The organism is Streptomyces sp. NPDC021080, assembly GCF_044333225.1.
In the GTDB taxonomy this organism is placed as follows: Bacteria; Actinomycetota; Actinomycetes; order Streptomycetales; family Streptomycetaceae; genus Streptomyces.
Map to the genome: position 1 here is coordinate 425,041 of NZ_JBIRQM010000004.1, position 21,175 is coordinate 446,215.

The 21,175-nt window shown below is 73.0% G+C and carries 19 protein-coding genes and 2 pseudogenes; 10 read left to right on the forward strand and 11 right to left on the reverse strand.

Features of this window, described 5'->3' with window-relative positions:
- Window positions 1-214: 214 nt before the first annotated feature.
- Both ACH4S8_RS12580 and ACH4S8_RS12585 read right to left on the reverse strand, forming a co-directional pair.
- A complete protein-coding gene (locus tag ACH4S8_RS12580; RefSeq protein ID WP_398392854.1) occupies window positions 215-973 on the reverse strand; it encodes a YcnI family protein in 759 nt (252 codons plus the stop codon).
- 31 nt (window positions 974-1,004) lie between these two features.
- On the reverse strand, window positions 1,005-1,592 hold the full coding sequence (locus tag ACH4S8_RS12585) for a hypothetical protein (protein WP_398392856.1): 588 nt from the start codon (window positions 1,590-1,592) through the stop codon (window positions 1,005-1,007).
- A gap of 407 nt (window positions 1,593-1,999) precedes the next feature.
- On the opposite strand from ACH4S8_RS12585, the gene ACH4S8_RS12590 reads away from it, so the two are divergent.
- Window positions 2,000-2,329 carry a chaplin gene (locus ACH4S8_RS12590; RefSeq protein WP_398392858.1) on the forward strand — a complete coding sequence of 110 codons (330 nt, stop codon included), beginning with the start codon at window positions 2,000-2,002 and terminating at the stop codon, window positions 2,327-2,329.
- Between the two features lie 68 nt (window positions 2,330-2,397).
- Here ACH4S8_RS12590 and ACH4S8_RS12595 read toward each other — a convergent pair whose 3' ends face one another.
- The 8 genes from ACH4S8_RS12595 to chpG all read right to left on the reverse strand — a co-directional run bounded on the left by ACH4S8_RS12595 (window position 2,398) and on the right by chpG (window position 6,899).
- Window positions 2,398-3,264 carry a tyrosinase family protein gene (locus tag ACH4S8_RS12595; RefSeq protein ID WP_398392860.1) on the reverse strand — a complete coding sequence of 289 codons (867 nt, stop codon included), beginning with the start codon at window positions 3,262-3,264 and terminating at the stop codon, window positions 2,398-2,400.
- On the reverse strand, window positions 3,248-3,784 hold the full coding sequence (locus ACH4S8_RS12600; protein ID WP_398393174.1) for a tyrosinase family oxidase copper chaperone: 537 nt from the start codon (window positions 3,782-3,784) through the stop codon (window positions 3,248-3,250). Before ACH4S8_RS12600 ends, ACH4S8_RS12595 begins: the two co-directional genes overlap by 17 nt.
- A 409-nt stretch (window positions 3,785-4,193) precedes the next feature.
- Entirely contained in the window at window positions 4,194-4,412 is a 219-nt protein-coding gene (locus ACH4S8_RS12605) for a hypothetical protein (RefSeq protein ID WP_398392862.1), read from the reverse strand.
- A 118-nt stretch (window positions 4,413-4,530) separates the two neighbouring features.
- Window positions 4,531-5,172 (reverse strand): vitamin K epoxide reductase family protein, encoded by a 642-nt coding sequence (locus ACH4S8_RS12610; protein ID WP_398392864.1) that lies wholly within the window; start codon window positions 5,170-5,172, stop codon window positions 4,531-4,533.
- Window positions 5,172-5,669 carry a DUF5949 family protein gene (locus ACH4S8_RS12615; RefSeq protein ID WP_398392866.1) on the reverse strand — a complete coding sequence of 166 codons (498 nt, stop codon included), beginning with the start codon at window positions 5,667-5,669 and terminating at the stop codon, window positions 5,172-5,174. Before ACH4S8_RS12615 ends, ACH4S8_RS12610 begins: the two co-directional genes overlap by 1 nt.
- A gap of 165 nt (window positions 5,670-5,834) precedes the next feature.
- On the reverse strand, window positions 5,835-6,074 hold the full coding sequence (locus ACH4S8_RS12620) for a chaplin (protein WP_398392868.1): 240 nt from the start codon (window positions 6,072-6,074) through the stop codon (window positions 5,835-5,837).
- 85 nt (window positions 6,075-6,159) lie between these two features.
- On the reverse strand, window positions 6,160-6,462 hold the full coding sequence (locus ACH4S8_RS12625) for a hypothetical protein (RefSeq protein WP_398392870.1): 303 nt from the start codon (window positions 6,460-6,462) through the stop codon (window positions 6,160-6,162).
- A gap of 197 nt (window positions 6,463-6,659) precedes the next feature.
- Window positions 6,660-6,899, reverse strand: coding sequence for a chaplin ChpG (gene chpG / locus ACH4S8_RS12630; RefSeq protein ID WP_398392872.1), 240 nt, complete (start codon window positions 6,897-6,899; stop codon window positions 6,660-6,662).
- Window positions 6,900-7,223: 324 nt separating this feature from the next.
- Here chpG and ACH4S8_RS12635 point away from each other — a divergent pair, with 324 nt between their 5' ends.
- The 9 genes and pseudogenes from ACH4S8_RS12635 to ACH4S8_RS12675 form a co-directional block, all read left to right on the forward strand.
- Window positions 7,224-8,390, forward strand: a complete 1,167-nt coding sequence (locus ACH4S8_RS12635) for a DUF3344 domain-containing protein (RefSeq protein ID WP_398392874.1) — start codon at window positions 7,224-7,226, stop codon at window positions 8,388-8,390.
- A 40-nt stretch (window positions 8,391-8,430) separates the two neighbouring features.
- Window positions 8,431-9,630 (forward strand): glycosyltransferase family 4 protein, encoded by a 1,200-nt coding sequence (locus ACH4S8_RS12640; protein WP_398392876.1) that lies wholly within the window; start codon window positions 8,431-8,433, stop codon window positions 9,628-9,630.
- Window positions 9,627-11,063 (forward strand): exopolysaccharide biosynthesis polyprenyl glycosylphosphotransferase, encoded by a 1,437-nt coding sequence (locus ACH4S8_RS12645; RefSeq protein WP_398392878.1) that lies wholly within the window; start codon window positions 9,627-9,629, stop codon window positions 11,061-11,063. Before ACH4S8_RS12640 ends, ACH4S8_RS12645 begins: the two co-directional genes overlap by 4 nt.
- Window positions 11,064-11,067: 4 nt before the next feature.
- On the forward strand, window positions 11,068-12,516 hold the full coding sequence (locus ACH4S8_RS12650) for an O-antigen ligase family protein (RefSeq protein ID WP_398392881.1): 1,449 nt from the start codon (window positions 11,068-11,070) through the stop codon (window positions 12,514-12,516).
- Entirely contained in the window at window positions 12,513-14,249 is a 1,737-nt protein-coding gene (gene murJ / locus ACH4S8_RS12655; protein ID WP_398392883.1) for a murein biosynthesis integral membrane protein MurJ, read from the forward strand. The genes ACH4S8_RS12650 and murJ overlap by 4 nt, the downstream gene beginning before the upstream one ends.
- Window positions 14,233-14,997 (forward strand): polysaccharide deacetylase family protein, encoded by a 765-nt coding sequence (locus ACH4S8_RS12660; RefSeq protein ID WP_398392885.1) that lies wholly within the window; start codon window positions 14,233-14,235, stop codon window positions 14,995-14,997. Before murJ ends, ACH4S8_RS12660 begins: the two co-directional genes overlap by 17 nt.
- A complete protein-coding gene (locus ACH4S8_RS12665; protein WP_398392887.1) occupies window positions 14,994-16,106 on the forward strand; it encodes a glycosyltransferase in 1,113 nt (370 codons plus the stop codon). Before ACH4S8_RS12660 ends, ACH4S8_RS12665 begins: the two co-directional genes overlap by 4 nt.
- A 16-nt stretch (window positions 16,107-16,122) precedes the next feature.
- Window positions 16,123-16,779: a lipopolysaccharide biosynthesis protein gene (locus ACH4S8_RS12670; RefSeq protein WP_398392889.1), complete on the forward strand. Its 657-nt coding sequence runs from the start codon at window positions 16,123-16,125 to the stop codon at window positions 16,777-16,779.
- Window positions 16,776-17,900: pseudogene (locus ACH4S8_RS12675) on the forward strand (GNAT family N-acetyltransferase); the annotation flags it as partial. The gene ACH4S8_RS12670 and the pseudogene ACH4S8_RS12675, both read left to right, overlap by 4 nt.
- Window positions 17,901-18,680: 780 nt before the next feature.
- Here the strand turns inward: ACH4S8_RS12675 and ACH4S8_RS12680 are convergent.
- Window positions 18,681-20,099: pseudogene (locus tag ACH4S8_RS12680) on the reverse strand (glycosyl hydrolase); the annotation flags it as partial.
- Window positions 20,100-21,175: the final 1,076 nt, after the last annotated feature.

Consider the following 21,175-nt stretch of genomic DNA (forward strand, 5'->3'; position numbering starts at 1 on the left):
ACACCGGGTCACCGGGTCACCGGGTCACCGGGTCACCGGGTCACCGGGTCACCGGGTCACCGGGTCACCGGGTCACCGGGTCACCGGGTCACCGGGTCACCGGGGAGGGTCCGGCCGCGGCATCTCGTGTGGTGATCCGCGGAGTGCCGGGGAAAATCGTGGGGGCCGGCCGCCCCGCCGACGGGAGTTGACGGGGCGGCGGCCGTGACGGGGGCTAGGAGCGGGCGCTCCGGACGCGGACGACGGCGAAGGCGGCCGCGAGCAGGCCGAGAGCGCCGACGATCAGGCCCGCGGTGCCCAGGGCGCGTGCGGTGGAGTCGCTGCTCTTGGCGCTCGCGGTCGATTTCTCGGCGGACGAGTCCGAGGACGACGAGGACGCGTCGGAGCCGGCCGCCCCGGTGGCGGTCGAGGCGGGCTCCTCTCCCGAGCCCTTGGCCGTGAGAGCGAGCACCGGGGCCGGGCTCTCCGGCTCCTCCTCGCCCTTCTGCGACTGCTCGATCCAGCGGACCACCTTGCCGTCCGAGTAGGTCTGGAGCGTCTTGAAGGTCAACTGGTCGACGTCGTCCGGGAGCTGGCCGAAGGCGACCTGGAAGTCCTGGAACTCGCCGTGGCGGATCCGGCCCCCGGTCCAGGTGATCTCGGAGACGGTGTCGGTGATCGTGCCGTCGTCCGTCTTGACGGGCTTCTTCAGCTTGACGGTCGTCGCCTTCGCGGTCCAGCCCGCCTGCGGAGTGACCAGGACACCCAGGAGGGGGTGATCGGTGGGAAGGAAGACCTGCACCTTGGTGGTGCTGGCGGTGTCCTCCTCATTGGGGACACGGAAGCTCAGGAGACCGTCCGTGGCTCCCTTGGCGTAGCTCTCGGGGTGGACCGTCACATGCGCGGAGGCGGCGCCCGCGGCGGCCAGGACGCCCGCGGTGGCGAGGGCGACGACGGTGCCGGTGCGGCGCAGGGTGGTGCTGATCGGGGACATCTGGGGAACTCCGTACTGAGGTGAAAGATGGTCAGGGCGTGTGAGCGAGCCCTGCCGGAGGTCCCCGGCGCGAGACGGCGTGACGCAGCAGCGCCCGGCGAAGCGGCCACGGCTCGGCGGGTGCCCGGCCCTCGGCATCCCCGTACTGCCGTGCGGGGAGCAGTCCCGTCCGTGTCCTCCACCACGCGGCGAGCCCCGGTACGAACGTCACGGCCCGGCGCAGCAGGGACCACAGGGCGGCCTCGCCGCGCCGCAGCCACCAGGTCGCCAGCAGAGCGGCGGCGGCGTGCGCGACCGTGGCGTGGGGGGTCAGGGCGTGTGCGGAGGGGTGCGCCATGTGCATGCCGTGCATGGTCATCGCCATGCGCGGCCGGGCGGCCTCGAAGCCGAGGTGGAGTCCGGCCTGGGCGACCAGCATGGCCCCGCCGATCCCGGGCAGGGACCGTTCACGGCCGCCCAGCGCACAGGACGCGGCGAAGACGACGAGGAGTCCGGCGCCTTCCGCCCGGAGCGGCGGCGCCTGTCCGGTGGCGAGCAGATGCCCCCCGACGGCCAGCAGCACGCACAGTACGGCGAACACCGCCGCGCGCAGACTCCGTACCGCCGGCGACGCATTCATAGTGCCCAGATACTGCCATGGGCGGCGCGTGACCGTCGCGGCTTCCCCCCGCGGTCCGCGTCACGCCCGCCCGGCCCGGCCCGCGGCCGCTCGGGCAGGGGGTCCGGATGAGCCTGGAGAGGGACCCTGCATGCGCCTGCACGGCACGGCACTGCGCTGTGCCGTGCCGTGCCGTGCCGGACGACGAGCGGCGCCCTGCGGGCGGGCGGCCCCTGGCAGAGCCGTGTCGGCTGACCCCGCCCGGTCACCGGGCCGTCCGGTCATCGGCCGAACAGTCGCTCGCCCGGCCCCTGTTCGAACAGTGATCCCCTGGCGGAACGCCCGTGACCAGGTGTGGACGGAGACGTTGAAGGGGAAGTGCGGTCGCGTCCGAGCCATCGCACTTTCCGAGTCTTAAGGAGAACGTGATGTCTCGCATCGCGAAGGCCGCCGCAGTCGTCGTGGGCACGGGTGCCGTGGCCCTCAGCGGGGCCGGCATGGCCATGGCTGACGCCGGCGCCCAGGGCGGGGCCGTCGGCTCGCCCGGTGTCCTGTCGGGCAACGTCATCCAGGCCCCGATCAACGTGCCGGTCAATGTGTGCGGCAACACGATCGACGTCGTCGGTCTGCTGAACCCGACCTTCGGCAACACCTGCGTGAACGGCGACGGGCACCACAAGAAGCACCACGGCGACAAGAAGCACCACGACACCAAGAAGCACCACAGCACCAAGGAGCGCCGCGGCTACGGCAACTGAGCCCGGCACGCGCACGGCCCCCGGCGGGAAGTCACCGCCGGGGGCCTCGCCGTTCCCGGTACGCGCGGCTACGCGTACCGGTAGATGTGACTGTGGTCCTCCATCGATTCCGGGGTCATGCCCCACGGGGGCATCTTCTCCCGCCGGGCGACGATGCGCCGGTACTGGGAATCGTGTGGCCCGGGGGGCCGTTCGGGCTGATAGCGGGCGCCCGGGTGCCGCTTCTGCCAGCGGGACCACTGGAGGTCGACGAAGGCATGGTGCAGCCAGAAGACGGGATCGTTGACGGAGGCACCGCCCAGCATGTGGCCGCCGACCCAGCGGTGGACGCGGTTGTGGTTCTCCCAGGTGGCGTTCCCCGTCCCGTGCCCCCAGCCCTCCAGGCGGTTCCGGAAACCCCGGGTGACCGTCGAGTCGTAGGGGGCCGTGTCGTAGACGGGATCGTCCAGGGCCGCGTTCAGCGCGGCCCGCGTGGGCAGTTGGATCGGCTTGCGCGGGCGGCCGAACTCGCGCATGAGGAAGGCGCCGTCGGTCACCCCCTCCTTGATCGTCCACTTGCCCTGCGCGTAGGCGAAGGGCCCGGTCATGACCTGCCGGTCCGAACTGCGCCCGTTGCCGCCGAGCAGGTCCTTGGTCCACGGCGCGGAGGTCGGCGTGCGGTCCCGCGTCCAGTCCCAGTACGGCACGCTCACCCCGGAGTCCACGCGCTGCAGCGCCTGTTCCAGGTCCAGCAGGAAGCACCGGTGCCAGGGGAGGAACGAGGGCGCCATGTGGGCCGCGCGCAGTCCGCCGTCGCCGTCGGCGACGTAGTAGTCGATGTGCCTGCGGACGAACTCGTCGTATTCTCCGCGGCGTTTGACCTCCAGCATCGCGGTGACGAAGCGACGCCGCTCCGCGCTCGTGAGGGTGCTGACGTCCTTACGCGTGTACACCATGGTGGTGGCCGCTCCCCTTCGTGCCGCTCCTGCGTGTGCCGCTCCGCTGCCCGCCGCCCGCACCGGCGGTGCCGCCTCCCATGCCTCTGAGATGCTCGGCGGGGCCCAGTTGGTCGACGGCCGCGCGTACCGCCGCCAGCGGGGTCGGATACGACTCGTAGTGGTCCACCATGCTGAGATAGCTGCCGTCCGCGCGGCGCATCAGATGCAGGGGCCGGCCGTCCACGGTGACCTGCCACTCGCTTCCGGCGAACGCGGCCCGGCCGTCCGAGCCGCCCTCCGTACCGAGGATGTGCCGGCCGCGGTACACCTCGTCGAAGGAGAGGTCCCGGGGGCGGCGCGGCGGCCGTGAGGCCGCGACGACGGGGGCCAGCGCCGCGCCGACGGCCGACACGAGCAGCCCCCGCATCGCACCGCGCCGGGTCAGCGCCAGCCCACCCACCACGCGTTGCGCCCCCCGGCCGCGAGCGGGGGCGGCCGGCGTCCGGCCCCGCCCGCGTCTCGGCCCTCTGCCCGACATCCAGCTGGCGAACATACTTCTCTCCTCGACGAATTCAGGCTGTCCCGGTCTGCTTCGGGAAGATCGACGGCGACGGGCCCCATCCGGGCTCCCGGGCCCGCGCCTTTGGACGGGACCGTCCAGGAACCGGCGCCCGTCTCCAGGTTCGCCACCGGCACGGTCTCCAACAGCGTTGTGGGTACGGCGGCCTGAGGCGGCTTCGGTCCGGGCAGGCCGAGGCGGTCCGGATTCGGCGCACCGAGCGGGCCGTCCAGGGACGCTCCGGGGGTCTGCGTCCGCAGGCCGGCCGCGGGCGCGGAGAGTGTGGGGTGGTCGACTCCGTCGCCGAGGACGTGCGGCAGGGGCGTACGGACGTCCGCGCCGGGAAGCCCGCCGCTGGGCGGCACCTGCGGAACCGCCTGTTCGGGGATCATCCGCCCCCGGCATACCGCGGTCCCTCCCGTCGGCCCGGCAACGGCAGTTCACCCGCGATGCCGGGCGACTTCAGGCCGAGCGACCGCTCGACTCCGTTCGGCGGCACCGGGGCGGGGGCCGTGCCGGCCGCGAAGGCGGGGGCCGCGGCGGCGGCACCCACCGCCGCCGCACGGGTCATGACGGCGGCGAGCGTTCCTCGTATGGTCGGCGTCATCTCGGGTACGGTCCCTTTCGGCATTCGACGGCTCGGCGTCCGTACCACGTAACGACTCCGGGAACGCCATCAGTTCAAGATTCCCCCGACGGACCCATAAGTCGTCCGATAAGGAGAATCAGCTCGTCCAGAAATCCCACCAGCGGGTGAGGATCAGCATTCCGATGACGCCGATGTGCAGTACCGGAAGAACCCAGGTGAACTCCGTGAGGAATGCCTTCAGCCATTCCGGGGCGGGCAGGAATTCATTCCGCACGTTGAAAGACGTGACGTACCAGAACATGATGATCGTGGCGGCCCAGGCCAGGCAGCACCACAGGCACAGCGCATTGATCCGGTACAGCGACTGGAACTGGAGCCAGCTGACGAATCCGACGCCGAACAACGTGCCCGCGTCGAAGACCAGCCAATACCAGCGCGGGAAGGTGGCCCGCGCGAGCAGGCTCACGCCGACGCAGATCACCACGCTGTACGTCACCAGGCCCAGCATCGGGTTGGGGAATCCGAAGGCCGACGCCTGCTCGCTCTTCATCACGCTGCCGCAGGAGACCACCGGGTTCAGGCTGCACCCCGGGACGAAGTTCGGGTTCTCCAGCAGCTTGAACTTGTCGATCGTGATGACCCACGCGGCGAGCAGACCGGCCGCCCCCGTGATCACCAGCAGCAGGGCGAAGGCACGGCCGCTGCCGGCAGTGTTCCCGCGCGCGCCGCCCGTCCCCCGTCCCGCGGTGCCTGTCTCCCGTCCCGCGGCGGGCGTCATCAGCCGTGCAGGTTGCGCGCGGGCAGCAGCACGTGGGACGCGCTGAGCAGGGTCTCCTCGTCGCCCGCGAAGGCCGTCAGGTCCTCGGGCGCGACGGGCTTGCCGGGCTGGGCCACGGGCCAGGCGCGGGTGGCGAACAGGAAGTAGGCGTAGCCGCGTTCCCCCACCGCCGCGAGCCACTCCGGCGGGACGACGCACTGGGCGTTGAGGTGCGGCATGCTGACGACGGCCTGGCCCGCCTCGATGAGCAGGGTGAGCGGAAGGCCCGGCTGCCGGGACCCGTCGATGAGCGTGTCGCCCACGGGCAGTCCGTTGTCGATCAGCAGCTGCCGGATGGCGGCCGCGGACCCTTCGGGACCCCCGTCACCGTCTCCCAGCGAGTAGGCGAGGAGATAGGGCATGTCACCGTCGGGGGTTTCTCCGCTGAATGCCATGACGGCGAGCGTGCCGAGATCGGCGACCCGAAGAGGGCGCATTTCGCTTGAGGTTGAGGTCACCGCGGAACCTTATCGATGCGTCCGTTCGGGTTCTGACCGGAAATCACCCGACCGGGCGATGTCCGGGAGCGTGACCACACGAACGAGGTACGCGACTCGAACAGCGAGAGGGGCCGATTCCGTACCTTCGGAATCGACCCTTCCCATCGCATCGGCCGTACGGTGTCAGTGGTTGATGCAGGTGTTGCCGAAAGTCGGGTTCAGCAGACCGACGATGTCGACCGTGTTGCCGCAGACATTGACCGGAACGTGTACGGGAACCTGCACGACGTTGCCCGACACGACACCCGGGGAATTGGCCGCGGCACCCTTGGCACCGGAGTCGGCGACGGCACTTCCCGCGGCGGCACCCGCGGCCATTCCGGCGGTGGCGAAAATAAGAGCGGCCTTCTTGGCAGTGTTCATTGTGAGCCTTTCATCGAAGATTCTCTCCAGAGCCTAGGGAAATACCCGAGGACATTGTGGAGGGACACGCACGGAATGGATACGACTAACCCTGGAGGGGAACTCCGCCGAGAAGCCGGGCGGGGGTGGCCGTCGTGTTGAGCTTCTTCGCCGCACCGTTCACACCGTTCAGCACGGAGCCCTTGTTCTCGGTGTCGAGCGCGTTCGACTGGTGCTGCAGGGGAAAGACGTCCTGCGCGTTGAGCGAACGCTGGCTGGTGACGGTCTCCAGGGCGCCGTTGAGACTGGAAGGCGTGAGGCCGGAGGCTCCGGCGGCGAACGCGGGCGCGGCGGCACCGGCGACGGCCAGAGCCCCGGCGACTACGGCGGCGGCCTTGAGAGACTTCATCGTGTTCCTTTCTTCGGCGACCGATGTCACCGGAGGGAATTCCTCTTTTCGCTGCCTAACGAGCTCCGAACGCGACGGAAACTCCACGTGCAGAAAATTCCTGCGTCCCGTTCGCTCTCCGCCCGTGTCGCGTCGGCAACGCGGGCCGGCCGCCCTCCGTTGCGGGAGGACGGCCGGCCGGAAGGTCCGCGATGACGTCAGCCGTTGACGCAGGCGTTCCCGAAGGTGGGGTTCAGCAGCGCGATGACGTTGACGGTGTTGCCGCAGACGTTGACCGGGACGTGAACGGGAACCTGCACGACGTTGCCCGACAGAACACCCGGGGAGTGGGCGGCCGCGCCGTGCGCGCCGCTGTCGGCGGCGGCGATACCGGCGGCGCCGGCCACAGCGGCGGCGGCAACGGAGGTCAGGGCCAGGCCCTTCGCGATACGCGACATGGAGAAGTGCTCCTTGAAATTCGACACACCATCCGGGCGGGATGCCCGGCTCCGGGTTCAACGCGCGGCGCGCACGCGGGTTGTGCCTCCAAAGGAGTGATCTCCGAAGCGACCCGACCGCACGATTCCGACACACATCACAGCTTTCGCTGACAAAGTGGGACAACAGCTAGAGTCGAGCTCTCCGAGGGCGCCTTGAAGCGGGCGTCGAGGGGCGCCGGGGGCTCGCGGGGAGCCGACGCGTACGTGTCTGATTCGTCTGATTCCCGGATGTTCATCCGTCCGCTGGTCCACAACCTTTTCCCCGAAAGGGCACCGCCGGTCATGCGTACTTCCCCGACTCTGCTGCTGCGCCGTGCGATCGTGGGCCGCTCCGCCCTCGCCACCTTCTGGGCGGGCGGCCCCGCGTCCGCGCAGGCTCCCGCCGACACGGCGCACGGCGGCACGGCGCCCGCGGCACAGGCGGAGTCGCTCCCGTTCACACAGCGGTACCACGCGCTCCAGCACGGTGGCATCGTGCGGGCCGCCAACTCCTCGGTCAGCTGCCGCGGTTCCGCCGGGCCGGCGCTGCCCCACGGCTCGGTGAGAACGGCCGGGATCACCCGCGCCGCGGCGCCCACCTGTTCCGCGGTACGCCGGGGCGCCCGGGCCGCGAACGGGGACTTCGACATGTCCTACATCGATGTCGACCACGCCCCGGACACCTACGACTCCAGCCGCGCGGAGGTCCGCCTGCCCAAGGGCGCGCACGTCACGTACGCGCGGTTGTACTGGGGCGGCAACCTCCGGGCCGGCGTCCGGAAGCCGCCGGGGGACAACGGACGCGTGCTGATCGCCGCGCCCGGCGGCGCGTACAAGGGTCTGCGCGCGGACCGTGCGGTCGGGCGCCGGGTGGTCCACGGGGCCGACGCGTTCCAGGCCTCGGCGGACGTCACCCGCCTGGTGCGGGCGAGCGGTTCGGGTCTCTGCACGGTGGCCCGGGTCGCCGTGGCGAAGGGCCGGTCCGTCGCCGGGGCGTGGGGCGGCTGGACGCTGATGGTGGCGTACGAGAAGAAGTCGGAGCCGCTGTGGCATCTGACGATGTGGAACGGTTTCGGGACGCTCGGCCCCGGCGAGGGGCGGGTGATCCCGCTGGGCGGGCTGGACCTCCCGGGGAACGTGCGGGGCCGGGTGGGCCTGGTCGCGTACGACGGCGACCGCGGCCGTGGGGGCGACTCGCTGTCCGTCTCGACGGGCCGCGGCTCGCCGACGGAGCTGGGCGACGCGGCCAACCCCCGTGACGACGTACTGAATTCGACCATCAGCGAACCCGGACCTGTCGCAGTGAGGCGGGTACCCGCATACGCGAACACGCTCGGCTACGACTCGGACATCCTCGAACTCGGCAAGGGGATCCGCGGCGGGGGTGACCAGTTGGCCTTCCGGATCGTTTCGCAGCGGGACGCGGCCTGGGTCGGAGCACTGTTCGCCGCCGTCGACGCGAAGCAGTGACGCGCGCACCGGCGCGCCGCCCGTCAGCGAGGAACCGCGCATGCATCAGCCAACAGACCCTCCGCCGCGGGTCCTTCATGTCACGCAGCCGGTCGACGGCGGCGTCGCCCGTGTGGTCGCCGACCTCGTCGGGGCCCAGCTCGCCGCCGGAACGCGGGTGACGGTCGCCTGCCCGGACGGCAACGGCTTCACCCGGGAGGTACGGGCGCTCGGCGCGGACGTACGGCCCTGGCACGCGACGCGGGCGCCCGGGCCGCAGCTGGCCCAGGAGGTCCGGCGGCTCGGCCGGGTCCTGGCGCGGGTGCGGCCCGACGTGGTGCACGCGCACAGCGCGAAGGCGGGGCTCGCGGCCCGGCTCGCGCTGCGGGGACGGGTGCCGACGGTGTTCCAGCCGCACGCCTGGTCGTTCGAGGCCGTCGACGGTGCCGCCGCGGCGCTCGCGCTGCGCTGGGAGCGGTGGGGGGCGCGCTGGGCGTCCCGGGTGGTGTGCGTCAGCGAGGCGGAGCGCGCGACCGGCGTACGAGCCGGAGTGCGCGCCCCCTGGAAGGTGATCCCGAACGGCGTCGATCCCGAGCGCTTCCACCCCGCCTCCGTGGACACCGTACGCGCGGGACTGCCGCTGCTCGCCGGGGTCGCTCCGGCAGCTCCGCTGGTGGTGTGCGTGGGGCGGCTGTGCCGGCAGAAGGGGCAGGACATCCTGCTGGAGGCATGGCCCTCGGTGCTGCGGCGGGTGCCCACGGCGCGGCTCGTGCTCGTCGGGGACGGGCCGGACGCCGCGCGGCTGCGCGCCGGGGCGCCGCGCGGCGTGCTGTTCGCCGGCGCCGCCGCCGACGCGGTGCCCTGGTACCAGGCCGCCGATCTGGTGGTGCTGCCGTCCCGCTGGGAAGGCATGGCGCTGGCTCCGCTGGAGGCCATGGCCTGCGGGCGCCCGGTCGTCATGACGGACGTGGACGGCGCCCGCGAGAGTCTGCCGCCGGGACACGACACCCGCTGTCTGGTGGCCTCACCGGAACCGGCGCCGCTGGCCGAGTCGATCGGCGCGCTGCTGTCCGATCCGCTGCTGCGCGAATCGCTCGGCCACCAGGGGCGCCGCCACGTACTGACCACGCACGACGTACGCCTCACGGCCGACGCGGTCGCGCGGGTGTACCGCGAACTGCTGACCGGGCGACAGCCGCAGCACACCGAGTGCTTCATGTGCGCGGACCAAACCGAGTGCAGGGAGTCCATCCACTCGTGACTGCGGAAAGCACCGTCCCCTCCCCCGGCGGCCAGCCCCGGGAGTACGGATTCTCATCCGTCTCTGTCATGCCTTCGCGCGAGACCGACGGCGGTTTCAGGTTCCCGGCCGGGCAGCGGCCCGCGGCCCGGCGCGCCTCCTGGCTGCCACTGGCCGCCGTGGACGCCGCCGCGGCGCTGGTGGCCGGACAGACACTCACGGAGATCCAACGGCACCCACTGCTGGTCGTCACCCTGCTGCTCGGCGTGCTCGGTCTGAACGCGCGGGCGTCCCTGTACCGGCCGGTGCCGCTGCCCGCGCTGCTCGACGAACTCCCCGCCGTCTGCGGGCGGATCGCGGTCACCTGGTGCGCGCTGGCCGCCGCCTGCGCCGCGTTCGCCCCGGACGGAGCACTGTCGGCCCGGACGCTGGCCCTGGGGTGCGCCGTGCAGTCGCTGATCAGCTGCGCGGGCCGCGGCACGGTGCACCGGCGGCGTCGGCGTGCCCTCGCACGGCACCCCGGTGCCGCCCTGGTGGTCGGTCCCGCCGGGACGGCGCAGCGGGTGGCCGCGGCCTTCCTGCGCCACCCGAACTGCGGGGTGCGGCCGGTCGGTGTCATCTCCGACCGGCCGACCGGCCTCGGGGGACTGCCGGTGCTCAGCACCGGCGAGGAGGTGCAGCGGGCGCTCATCCAGAACGGTGTGCGGGCCGTGCTGGTGGTGGAGCCGCCGAGCCGGCGCGGGCCGATACTGCGGGCGCTGGCCCTCGCGGGCTGCGAGCTGTGGAAGGTCGACCCGGACTCCCCGTCGTACGACCCTGAGGGCGGGCACACGCTGGCCGGTTTCGCCTGCCGCCCCCTGTCGATCGGCCTGCGGCGCGCCGGTTTCGGGAAGCGGCTCCTCGATGTCGCCGTCTCCGGCACGCTGCTGCTGCTGGTCAGTCCGTTGCTGCTGGTGTTCGCGGTCGTCCTGCGGCTGACCGACGGGCCCGGTGTGGTGTTCCGGCAGGAGCGCATCGGCAAGGACGGACGGCCGTTCACGCTGCTGAAGTTCCGCACCCACCGTCCGGCCGACGCGCACGAGGCCGCGACCCGCTGGAGCGTGGCGGGCGAGCAGGAGATGAGCCGCTTCTGCCACTTCCTCAGGCGCACCTCGCTCGACGAGCTGCTCCAGCTGCTGAACGTCCTGTGGGGCGACATGAGCCTGGTCGGACCGCGCCCCGAACGGCCTTACTTCGTGGCCAAGTTCAGCCAGACCTACCCGGGATACGCGGCCCGTCACCGGATGCAGACCGGCATCACCGGACTCGCCCAGGTGCACGGGCTGCGCGGCGACACCTCGATCGAGGACCGCTGCCGGTTCGACAACGCGTACATCGACAACTGGTCGATGTGGCAGGACATCTGCATCCTGCTGCGCACGGCCGCGGCGCTGATGCGCCCGACGGGGAGCTGAGCCGGTGAACCAGGCCCTGCCCGTCACTCCGTCGGCCGGTCCGACCGCCGCTCTGCGGCGCGCGCTGCCGGTGCTGCCCGTCGTCGCGGTGATCGCGCTGCTCGGACTGCCGATCGCGCCGAGCGACGAGGGCGGCCCGAACGTCGCGGACGCCATGTCGGGTCTCGTGGTGCTCTGCTGCGTGATCCATCTCCTGCGGACCCGCCGGCGCCCGCTGTCCCGGACCGCCGCCGTGGTCCTCGGGCTCCCGGTGGTCGGTATCTCGGTCGCGGCGGCCGGGGCGGCGGACGTGGGGGCGGGGCTCACCGGCCTCACCCGCTATCTGCAGATCTTCGTACTGGTGCCGGCCGCGGTCCTGCTGCTCGTACGCGACCGGCGCGACCTGCGTCTGCTGGCCTGGTCGTTCGTCGCGCTGGCGCTGTGGCAGGGGGCGGTCGGGGTGCGGCAGTACGCCACCGGGACCGGAGCCTCGTACCAGGGCGAGAACGTCCGGGCGGTGGGGACCTTCGGGCCGGCCGACGTGATGGGCATGGCGACGGTGGTCGCGTTCGGGGTGGTGTGCGCGGTGGCGCTGGCCCTGGGAGCGGTCGAGGCACGGCAGCGCTCGGCCGCCGTGCTGTGCGCGCTGGCCCTGCTGCTGCCGCTGGCGCTCTCGTTCAGCCGGGGCGCGTGGATCGCCACGGCCCTGGCCTGCGGAGCGCAGCTGGTGCTGGCGGGGCTGCGGCGCGCGGTGAAGGTGGTCGCGGCGCTGGCCGCGGCCGGAATGATCCTGGTGGGCGGTCTCGGCGTCGGCAGCTCGATGCTCCAGGAGCGTGTCGCCAGCATCACGCAGGTCACCGACGCGCCGGACCAGTCGGTGACCGACCGGTACACGATGTGGGCGGCGGCCACCGGCATGTGGCGCGAGCATCCGCTGACGGGCGTCGGGCTGAAGGGCTTCCCCGACCACCGGGACTCCCACGCCTCGCTCGCGCTCTCCTCGGGCAGCGACATCGGGGGCGCGGGCGCCGCGTATCACAAGCAGGCGCTGCTCTCCCCGCACAACATGTATCTCCTGGTCCTCAGCGAGCAGGGCCTCGTCGGACTGCTCGCCCTGACGGGCAGCTGGCTCGCACTGCTGTTGCTCGCGCTGCGCGGACTGCTCCGCGCACGCCGTACGGCCCGCGACACCGGCGGACCCGGCCTCACCACGGAACCCGGCCTCGGCACAGGACCCGGCCTGGCCACGGGCCGTTCCCCGCACGGCACGGACTGCGCGCTCGTCGCGTGCGGGCTGCTCGTCTGGCAGCTGGTCGACTTCGTGTACGCGGACATCGGCGGCCCCTCCACGGTCCTGACGGCCGTCGTCTTCGGCGTCATCGGCTGGGGAGCGCTGATGGATCCGTCGACGGCGCCCGGCACCGGCGCGACGACACCGGCCGCCGCGGTACGCGAAGAGGCCGCGGCACGATGACGGTGACGCCGCCCAGGGTGGGGGAAGGCCGGGACGCGGACCCGGGCTCCGGGACGGGTGCCGGGAGCGGTGGCGGGGCGTCCCTTCCGTCGCCCCCCACGCGTGCCTCCGCCTCCACCGCCTCCCCGTCTCCCGCCGTCGTGCCGCCCCCCGGTACCCGGAAGGGCGCCGACCGGCACGCGACCTCCAACCGGTTCCTCGCCAAGGCCGCTCTCGTCACCGTCACCCTCTCCATCGCCGGGGCCCTGCTGGGCCTCGTCCGGGACCAGGCGCTCGCGCACCTGTTCGGGGCCGGGTCGGACACGGACGCGTTCCTCGTCGCCTGGACGGTGCCGGAGTTCGCGGCGACCCTGCTGATCGAGGACGGACTGGCCTTCGTCCTGATCCCGGCGTTCAGCGTGGCCGTGACCCGGCGCGCCCGGGGAGCCGCCGGTGATCCCGTGCGCGCGCTGGTCGCCGCCACCCTGCCCCGGCTGGCGTTCGCCTTCGCGGCCTTCGGCGCGCTGCTGATCGCGGGGGCGCCGTACCTGGTCGAGGCGCTCGCGCCCGGCCTGCCCGATCCCCGGCTCGCGGTGGACTGCACCCGGCTCACCGCGACCTGCGTGTTCTCCTTCGGACTGGCCGGCTACTGCAGCGCGGCCCTGCGGGCGCACCGGCGCTTCGTGGCACCGGCGGCGATCTACATGGCGTACAACGCCGGGATCATCACGGTGATGTTCGTCCTCGGCGCGCGCTGGGGCGTGCGGTCGGCGGCCCTCGGCGTCGCGGCCGGCGGGGCGCTCATGGTGGTGGTGCAGGCACCGTCGCTGTGGCGGCAGCTGCGGCGCGGGGGGTCGGCGGCCGGGACCGTGGACGGTGAACCCGCCCGCCCGATGGATCTGACCCTCGTCGGTACGGTCCTGCTCTTCGCGCTCTGCCGGCAGTCCCAGGTCCTCGTCGAACGCTTCCTGGCCTCCTCGCTGCCGGCCGGGGCCATCTCGCATCTGAACTACGCCCAGAAAGTGGCCCAGATGCCGATGGTGCTCTCGCTGATGCTCTGCACGGTCACCTTCCCCGTGGTCGCGCAGGCCATCGCCGAGGGAGACACCGAGCGGGCCCGCGCCCGGGTGGAGCGCGATCTGACGCTCGTCGCCTGCACGGTCCTGCTCGGCACGGCCGTGGTCGTGACCTGCGCCCCGCAGATCGTCCAGCTGCTGTTCCAGCGCGGCGCGTTCACCGCCCGGGACACGGCGGCGACGGCGGCGGTCATGCGGGTGTACGCCCTCGGACTGCTCGGCCACACCCTGGTCGGCGCGCTGGTGCGCTCGTACTTCTCCTCGACGCGTCCGACCTGGTACCCGTTGTTCGCGATGACCGCCGGGATCGTCGCGACCTGCTGTACCGGGGCTCTGGCCGTCGGCCCCTGGGGGGTCCGCGGGATCGCCGCCGCCAACGCGGCCGGCATCACCCTCACCGCGGTACTCCTGCTGTACGGCATGGGCCCGCGCAGCGTGCCGATCCGCACCCGCAAGGTGGTGACCGAGATCGGCAAACCGCTGCGGGCCGCCCTGACCGCGACGGCGATCGGCGGTCTGTGCACGAGCGGCATGGACTCCCCGCTGCTCGGACTCGTCGTCGGCGGCACGGTCGTGACCGTCGTCTTCGCCCTGCTGGCCTGGGCCTTCCGGGTCGAGGGTTTCGCCTCCGCACTCCGTTCCGTCACACGAAGGGTTTCGCATGCCCGTTTCCGCTGACATCAGCAGACGTACCGGTACGAGTTCCCTCGACGCACCGCCCTGGGTGGCGATGTACCACTCGGTCGGGGACTGTTCCGACGATCCGTACCGTGTCACGGTCTCCCCGGAGCGGCTCGGCCTGCAGCTGGCCTGGCTGCGCCGGCGCGGTCTGCGCGGGGTGTGCGTGCGGGACCTGCTCGCGGCCCGCGCCCGCGGCCAGGGACCGGATCTGGTGGGCCTGACCTTCGACGACGGGTACGCCGACTTCGTCGAGACCGCCCTTCCGCTCCTGCGGCGTCACGGATTCGGGGCCACCCTCTTCGTCCTGCCCGGCCGGTTCGGCGGTGACAACGCCTGGGATCCGCTGGGCCCCCGCAAGCCGTTGCTGAGCAAGCAGGGCGTCCGGCTCGCCGCCGCCTGCGAGGGCATGGAGGTCGGCTCGCACGGACTCACCCATGTCGACCTGACGAAGGCCGACGACACCGTGCTCCGCTCCGAGATCGCGGGGAGCAGAGCGGTGCTCTCGGAGGTGATCGGCGCTCACGTCGACGGCTTCTGCTATCCGTACGGGACCGTCGACCGCCGGGTCGTCGACGCCGTCCGCGACGCCGGGTACAGCTACGGCTGCGCGATCGACCCCGGCCCGCTGACCGGCCCGTACGCCCTCCCCCGCGTGCACATCGGCGAGAACGACACCCCCGTGCGCCTGTTCCTGAAGCACCGGCTGCACCGGCTGCGCCGGCGCCCGGTCGAGGCGGCCCGGTGAAGGCGCTGCACATCATCACCGGCCTCGGTGTCGGCGGCGCCGAGCAGCAACTGCGGCTGCTGCTGCGGCACCTGCCCGTCCGCTGCGACGTCGTGACGCTCACCGATCCGGGGCCGGTCGCCGCGGGGCTCGCCGCCGACGGTGTGCGCGTGATCCATCTCGGCATGTCCGGCAACCGCGACCTCACCGCGCTCCCCCGCCTGGTGAAGATCATCCGCGCGGGCCGCTACGACCTCGTGCACACCCACCTCTACCGGGCCTGCCTGTACGGCAGGCTCGCCGCGCGGCTGGCCGGGGTGCGAGCGGTCGTGGCCACCGAGCACTCGCTCGGCGACTCGCAGATGGAGGGGCGCCGGCTCGGTCCGGGCGTACGGGCCCTGTATCTGGCCGGTGAGCGGCTCGGCCGCGCCACGGTCGCCGTCTCGCCCACGGTCGCCGACCGGCTGCGCCGCTGGGGTGTGCCCGGACCGCGCATCGCGGTCGTGCCGAACGGCGTCGACATCGACCGGTTCCGCTTCGACCCGGGCCTGCGCGAACGCACCCGCCGCCTGCTCGGACTCCCCGAGGACGCCTACGTCGTCGGCGGCGTCGGCCGGCTCGCGCCGGGCAAGCGGTTCGACGTCCTGATCCGCGCGCTGGCCGAACTGCCCGGTGACTGCCGGCTGCTGCTGGTCGGCGGTGGCATGGAGGAGACGGGACTGCGGCGCGCGGCACACGACGCCGGGGTCGCGAACCGGGTCCTGTTCGCCGGCGAACGCCCCGCCGGCGGCTCTCCCGGCACCGATCTGCCGTCACTGATGGGGGCCATGGACGTCCTCGCCTCGCCCAGCCCCGAGGAGTCGTTCGGACTGGCCATCGTGGAGGCGCTGGCGGCCGGACTGCCGGTGCTGTACGTCTCCTGCCCGGCCGTCGAGGACCTGCCGCCCGGGACGGCCCGCGGCGCCACCCGGGTCGAGGGCGGCGCGGACTCCTTCGCCCGCGCGCTGACCGGCGTCCGGGCCCGGGGTCCCGCCCCCCGCTCGGCCCCGGAGGCGGCCCACCACTACTGCATCACCCGCAGCGCCGCACAGCTCATGGACGTGTACGCGGCCACTGTCGCGCACACCTGACTGGAGTGAGTCCCACATGTCCGAAAACCTCACCAGGGGGCACCGCCCCCCGGGTTCGTCCCTTCCCCGGGCGAGGACCATGCCCCGGTGGTCGCTGCTCGCCGCCACGGCCGTCCTCGGCGGCGTCCTCGGCGGCGCGTACGGCGTGGTGAAGCCCCCGGCCTACACGGCCACGAGCTATGTCATCGCCGTACCGACGGACAAGGGCGATCCGGCGGCCGCGCTCGGCTTCGCCCAGGCCTACGGCCGGGTCGCCACGCAGCTCGCGGTGCTCGGGGACGCCCAGGTGTGGGCCGGTGTGCCGGTGAAGACGCTGGAGTCGAGCGTGCGGGCGGTGACCTCCCCGGACGCCCCGATGGTCGCCGTCTCCGCCACGTCCACCCGGCCGGACCGGGCCGCCGACATGGCCAACGCGGTCACCCGCTCCCTGACCCAGCACGCCAACGAGAGCAAGCAGAGCACCAAGGTCGAACTCCTGTCGTTCGCGCGCGCGACGAAGCCGGTCTCGGCGTCCTCGCCGTCCCCGACGGTGACGGGCCTGGTAGGCGCGAGCGCGGGCGGACTGCTCGGCGGCCTCGTGCTGCTGGTCCGTCCCCGGCGGTCCGCCGACCCGGCCCTGCAGGCCTCGGTGCCGAGCCCGGCCACTGCCGCCGATGTGCACGGCCAGCTGTGAGCGGGACGCTTCAGGCGTGGGTACGGAGCAGCACCGCGCGGACCGAACTCGTCACCGAAGAGCGGGAGTTCGCCGAACTGGCAGAGCCCTGGGGGCGCCTGTACCGGCGGTGCGGCGCCGCCACCGCCTTCCAGAGCCACGCCTGGCTGCACTCCTGGTGGCTGTCGTACGGGACACCGGGACGACTGCGTCTGGTGGTCGTGCGCGAGGGCGGTGAACTGCTCGCGGTCGCGCCTTTGATGCGGGCCCGCCGCCGACTGTCGGCGCTCGTACCGCTCGGCGGGCCGATCTCCGACTACGCGGACGTGCTCCTCGACGACGAGCACGCCGACCGCGCGGCGGCGGCGCTCGCCGAGGGACTGTCGGCCGCGGCCCGCACCGCGCTGATCGACTTCCGCGAGGTCCGCCCCGGCGGCGCGGTGGAGCGGGTCTACGAGCACTGGCACGGGCCGCGCCGCCGGCTCGGGGACTCCCTGTGTCTGGAGCTGCCGGCCGTCTCGATGGACGAGCTGGTCGGCCGTCTCCCCTCGGCCAAGGCCCAGCGCGTGCGGGCCAAGCTGCGCAAGCTCACCGCGCTCGGGGTCGAACGGCGGGTGGTGGACCACGACGAGGTGGACACGGCGCTCGGCCGGCTGCTCGAACTGCACCGGCTGCAGTGGGAGGGCCGGAAGGTGACGTCCGAGCACCTCCACGAACGGTTCTCGAGGCATCTGGTCCGCTCGGTGGGCCCGATGGTGCGGTCCGGGGACGCGGTGGTCACCGAGTTCCGGCTCGACGGCACCGTGATGGCCGTGGACCTCACCCTGCTGTCGCGGCGCCTGGTGGGGGGCTATCTGTACGGCGTCCACCCGCAGCTGCGCGAACGCAAGGCGGACGTGGCGGTGATACTCCTCGACGCCTGCTCCCGGCACACCGAGGACGGTGACCGCGGAACGCTGAGCCTGCTGCGCGGCGACGAACCGTACAAGCACCACTGGCGCCCGGATCCGGTCGTCAACCAGCGGCTGCTCCTCGCCCGCCGGCGTACGGCACTGCTGATGTCGGCGGTCTTCTGCGACGTCGCCGCGCGCCGACGGGTCAAGGAACTGCTGCGGAGCTGGAAGGAGCGTGGTGGGGGGGGGGGCCGGGCGCCCCCCCCCCCCCCCCCGGCCCCCACCCCCCCCCCCCCCCAAACCCCCCCCCCCCCCGGGGGGCCCGCACCCGCGGCGGGGGGGGGGGGGGGGGGCCGCGCGGGCCGGGCCGGGGGGGGCGGGGGGGGGGGGGGGGTGTGTGGGGGGGGGGGGGGGGGGGGCCCCCCCCCGCCCCCCCGCCACCAGGGGTCACCAGTCGCCCGACAACCAGTCGCCCGAGAGCCAGTCGTGCGACAGCCAGTCGTGCGGCTGGTGGTCGTGCGACGGCCAGTCGAGTCTCACGCACAGCTTCCCGCCGAGCCAGTACTCCACCCAGTCGCCCAGCTCGAGGGGCGAACAGGTGGCCGGATCCGGCGTCGTCTGCGGAACGGGCTCGCGTGCCGGAGGAGGCTTCGGGGCCGGCGTGGAAACGGGCGCGGGCGTCTCGGTCTTGGCCGGCTTCGGAACGGGCGCGGGCTTCGGCGTCTCGACCGGGGTCGGGACCGGCTTGGGGACAGGCTTCGGGACCGGCTTGGGCTTCGGCGTCGGAGTGGAGACCGGCTCGGACACCGGCGTCTTGGCCGGGGTCGGAACGGGCTCGGGCTTCGGCGTCTCGACCGGCTTCTGGACCGGCTCGGGCTTCGGCGCCGGAGTGGAGACCGGCTCGGGCGTCTCGGTCTTCACCGGAACGGGAACCGGCTCGGACACCGGTGTCCTGACCGGAGTCGGCACCGGCTCGGGTGTCGAGGCCGGTTCCGACGTCGGTGCCGGCTCGGGCATAGGCGTGGAGACCGGCTCGGGCATAGGCGTGGAGACCGGCTCGGGTGCCGGGGGCGAGGCCTGCTCGGGCGTGGAGGTCGCCGCGGGTACCGGTGTCGCAGCCGACTCGGAGTCCGGCGTCGGCTCCGGTGCCGCAGCGGTGGACATCGGACCGGCGAGGTGGGACAGCGCGGCCCGGTAGGCCTCGGACGCCAGCGGGTTGTCCCGGCACTGCCACACGCCGTGCGGGCAGTAGTCGGTGAGCGTGTTGTACAGCGGCTTGTGCTCGTCGATCCAGGCGAGCATGTCCTTCACGTACGAGGCGTTGTCACCGTTGCGGTACAGGCCCCACTCGGGATAGGAGACGGACTTGCCGTGGGCCTTCGCGAAGTCCACCTGTTCCTGGAGCCCGTACGGCTCTTTCACCTGCTGGTCGAACGACAGTCCCGACGGCTGGTCGTACGCGTCCATTCCGATGATGTCGACCGTGCCGTCCCCCGGATAGCACTCGGTCCAGGGAATCGCGTCCCGGCCGCGGTTCGGGGCGAAATCGAACCGGAACCGCTGCCCCGGCACCGACCGCATGGTGGTGACGATCCTGTTCCAGTACCTCTTCCAGGCCTCCGGGTCGGGACCGCAGCGATGGGTGTACGTGATGCCGTTCATCTCCCAGCCGAGCACGATGACGGTGTCGGGCACCTTCAGCTCGACGAGCCGCTCGGCCAGCGTGCGGAAATGGTGGTCGAAGGCCCCGGTCCCGGCCTCGCGCAGCAGCCGCCGGACCTCCCTGTCGGAGAACCCTTCCTCGTTGCGCTCCATCATCGGGACGTTGAGGACGAGCATCCGGTCGTCCCGGCGGCGGCGCCAGTCCGCCCAGGCGTCCAGGAATCCGGGCGCGCCCTCGATGTTGCTCCAGCGGTCACCGGGCAGATACGTGTGTCCGACCCGCAGTTCGGTGCCGCCCAGCCACCGGCTGAGCTGTTCGATACGGGCGATGCCCTCGGGGCCGTAGTCGAGGTAGGCGCCGAAGGCCGGCGGCGCGGCGGCGGCCCGACCGGCGGGCCACGCGGGATCCGCCCCGTCCGCCCCGTCCGCCCCGTCCGCGCCGGTCTCCGCCGGTACGGCCGCGGACGCGGTCGCCGGCCCGGTGGGCACCGGTGCCGGGCTCGCGGCCGGGCTCGCGGCCGGGCTCGCTCCCGCGGCCGGGACGTCGGCCGCGGCCCGGAGTCCGCCCGCGGCCCGGACACCTGCCGTGGCCCGGACGCCTCCCGTGGCCGAGGAGTTCGCGGGCCGCTTCGCCGCCGTGGGTGTCGGAGCCGGCAGGCCGGCTGCCCGCACCGCCCCCGCACCCACGGCGTACACCGGACCGGACGCGAGGGCGACCGACGTGACGATGCCGGCCGCGATGAACGCCAGCCTTCCGCTCCGGGGCCGCTGCTGCTGTGGGGCCATACCTGCTCCTCTCCCTCTCGATCATCGGATTTCCCTTCCGATTACTGACACTCAGTCATACGAATTCCGATTCGGCCAACCAGGGTTCCGGCCTCCCGTTCTGACGATCACTCGCACGGGTGACTCGCCGGTCGCCGTGCCCGCCCCGATGCCGAAGGGGAAACCCGCGCCGCGTCTCGACGGCCGGGTCCCCGCCGTACTGCCGCGCATCGACCGGAATCCCTTCACCGCGGAACGCCGGGAGCCGTGCGCGCGCCCGGCCGGGCCGGTGCGGAGGTGCACCTGGTCGCCGATTCCACGGGAAGTCCCGTCCGCAGATCGCGCTTTGTGAGCGAGACGCACCCCCTCCCCCGCCCGGCACGTCCCTCGCGGACATCGCCGCGGCATTGCGCCAAGTGGCCGACCGGGTTTCCCGGCCCGCCGCACTGGTCCCGTCGGATGAGGTGAGCGCCCTCGCGGTGAGTGCTCCGGGCGAGGAGCCGACCCCTTCGCCACCCGGGTGTCCGTCCCCGTGTCCGGCCGCCCCGCCGCCCCTCTCGCGGGCTCCCCCGCCCTTGCCCCTGCCGACGACGAGAAGGCGAGCAGCCGCTGACGTACGACTCCTGGTGGTGGCAGCGGGCCCCTGCGGCCTGTCCGTCGCGTCCCACGCGGCGGCGGCCGGACTGAACCTGCGTGTCCTCGGCCGCCCGACGGCGTCCCGGCGTGACCACATGCCCCGGGGCATGTTCCTGAAGCCGGAGCCGGAGCCGGAGCCGTGGGCGTCCGGCCTCTTCCGCGGGCTCCCGGAAGCCACCCGGGTACGGATCACGGCCGGTGCGCCGGGCCCGGCAGGTGCCTGGTGGGTACGCGACCGTGGGGAAGGGACGGTCGAGGTGTTGCCGGGGCGTGAGGTCGCGTCGGCCCACGGCTCGGGCACCGGTGCACGGCCCGGGACGGCACACCGGCCTGTCCGGAGATCGGGCATGTCATCGCGGCCACGGGGTTCAGGACCCGGCGCGAACGCCTCGGGCTGCTGGACGACGAGCTGTGCGCGGGGCCGGCGGCGCTGCCGGGCGGTTCCCTGCGGACCGGACGGG

Excerpts from the sequence above, each read along its gene's own strand:
- ACH4S8_RS12580 (WP_398392854.1), bottom strand. The coding sequence starts at position 973 with ATGTCCCCGATCAGCACCACCCTGCGCCGCACCGGCACCGTCGTCGCC.
- ACH4S8_RS12585 (WP_398392856.1), bottom strand. The coding sequence starts at position 1,592 with ATGAATGCGTCGCCGGCGGTACGGAGTCTGCGCGCGGCGGTGTTCGCC.
- ACH4S8_RS12590 (WP_398392858.1), top strand. The coding sequence starts at position 2,000 with ATGTCTCGCATCGCGAAGGCCGCCGCAGTCGTCGTGGGCACGGGTGCC.
- ACH4S8_RS12595 (WP_398392860.1), bottom strand. The coding sequence starts at position 3,264 with ATGGTGTACACGCGTAAGGACGTCAGCACCCTCACGAGCGCGGAGCGG.
- ACH4S8_RS12600 (WP_398393174.1), bottom strand. The coding sequence starts at position 3,784 with ATGTCGGGCAGAGGGCCGAGACGCGGGCGGGGCCGGACGCCGGCCGCC.
- ACH4S8_RS12605 (WP_398392862.1), bottom strand. The coding sequence starts at position 4,412 with ATGACGCCGACCATACGAGGAACGCTCGCCGCCGTCATGACCCGTGCG.
- ACH4S8_RS12610 (WP_398392864.1), bottom strand. The coding sequence starts at position 5,172 with ATGACGCCCGCCGCGGGACGGGAGACAGGCACCGCGGGACGGGGGACG.
- ACH4S8_RS12620 (WP_398392868.1), bottom strand. The coding sequence starts at position 6,074 with ATGAACACTGCCAAGAAGGCCGCTCTTATTTTCGCCACCGCCGGAATG.
- ACH4S8_RS12625 (WP_398392870.1), bottom strand. The coding sequence starts at position 6,462 with ATGAAGTCTCTCAAGGCCGCCGCCGTAGTCGCCGGGGCTCTGGCCGTC.
- chpG (WP_398392872.1), bottom strand. The coding sequence starts at position 6,899 with ATGTCGCGTATCGCGAAGGGCCTGGCCCTGACCTCCGTTGCCGCCGCC.
- ACH4S8_RS12635 (WP_398392874.1), top strand. The coding sequence starts at position 7,224 with ATGCGTACTTCCCCGACTCTGCTGCTGCGCCGTGCGATCGTGGGCCGC.
- ACH4S8_RS12640 (WP_398392876.1), top strand. The coding sequence starts at position 8,431 with ATGCATCAGCCAACAGACCCTCCGCCGCGGGTCCTTCATGTCACGCAG.
- murJ (WP_398392883.1), top strand. The coding sequence starts at position 12,513 with ATGACGGTGACGCCGCCCAGGGTGGGGGAAGGCCGGGACGCGGACCCG.
- ACH4S8_RS12660 (WP_398392885.1), top strand. The coding sequence starts at position 14,233 with ATGCCCGTTTCCGCTGACATCAGCAGACGTACCGGTACGAGTTCCCTC.
- ACH4S8_RS12670 (WP_398392889.1), top strand. The coding sequence starts at position 16,123 with ATGTCCGAAAACCTCACCAGGGGGCACCGCCCCCCGGGTTCGTCCCTT.